This is a genomic window from Streptomyces sp. NPDC047974 (assembly GCF_040653375.1).
Lineage (GTDB): Bacteria > Actinomycetota > Actinomycetes > Streptomycetales > Streptomycetaceae > Streptomyces.
Map to the genome: position 1 here is coordinate 1 of NZ_JBEZNU010000117.1, position 1258 is coordinate 1258.

Genomic DNA, 1258 nt, shown 5'->3' on the forward strand with positions numbered 1-1258 from the left:
TTTCTGGGCAACCGTATTTAAACAACATATTTTTCGCCAATCAGGCAGGTTTACCGATTTGTTTTTTGCGCTCTAACCGACGCGTGTGCGGACTATCACAGGTGGTGGCCGCTAATGGTCGCGGGGAAGAGCACAGCACCCTACGTAGTGCCTCGGATGTGGAGGCCAAAACCTGTAAGGCAGCCGAGCTATAGAGCTGAAAAGTGGAGCATTTACTGCTGGATTACTACCCTGGTGAGTTCTAAACAAAGGCGATTGATGTGGGGCTTTAGCTCAAACCCTGAACAGTGCGACTGCAGCTGCATATTTTGATAGTGCTTTCCACTCGCTCAAGGTACTGAGCTTAAAGTTTGATCGAATGAACTGCATTCGATGGGTTCGCAAATCCTTATTATTGTCAGTGTGACTCCAGACCTTCTCGGGATCCAGCGACTCATGCTGAAGGCTGCGAAGCATTGTGTTCAGTTGTCTTTGCTGGTACTTGATCCTGGTCAGTGGCACCTGCTCTCCACTCTGGATCTCTCGCATATTCACGAGGTCGTAGTCTTTGATGTCAGCAATCCTGATGTCATGCTTTTCGCGAGAGCAGTAGCTCCAGACCAAGATCAAGACGCACATGTTTTGAAGCTCGCTCTCACTTACTTGGTGCTTGATGAAATCGATTCTTTCCCAGCTCATGATCCATTTTGCTTGATCGTAAGCCCGGTCTAGATGCATGACCTTCAGTGAGCGCCAAGCTTGCTCCTCCCCAAAGCTAGGGCCAGAAAAGCAATCCATCAGCCAAACCCTGAAATTCTCCTCTTCGAGGTCAGCTGGGACACGCTCTACTCCTGCCGCTCGTAGCCCTTCAATCAAGCGGAGCAGACTTGGCACTGCGATCTCTTCATAGCGCTCCAGCTCCAGAAATTCCCAGTGATAACGATTAAGCATGCTGGCCAACATCAGCTTGGCAGCGAGTGAGTCCTTGCTAGGCTGTACATCTTTGAGGATGCGCCTAACAGCTTCCCTGCTTTTAACTGTGACCCGTTGGTGTCGCCATTTGGCTTCTGCTCGGACGTCAAAGACAGGCACATGCTTCAGCAGCTCGTTTATGTCTTCGTATCGGAATTTCCAACACAGATCTAGGTGTTCTACGGTTTCTCCGAGCTTGATGTTAGGAAGAGCGCTCAGCATGGCCTCGCAGCTAGCTAGGAGATCGCCGTATTTCACTCGTTCATGCGGACGCAGCTGATTCAGTAATTCCACGAGGAAGCGCCGC

The 1258-nt window shown here is 50.4% G+C and carries 1 protein-coding gene; it reads right to left on the bottom strand.

Annotated features, from left to right (window positions below):
• Positions 1 to 273: 273 nt before the first annotated feature.
• A partial coding sequence (locus AB0E19_RS38740; RefSeq protein ID WP_362189955.1) for a hypothetical protein occupies positions 274 to 1258 on the bottom strand: 985 nt, incomplete at its 5' end.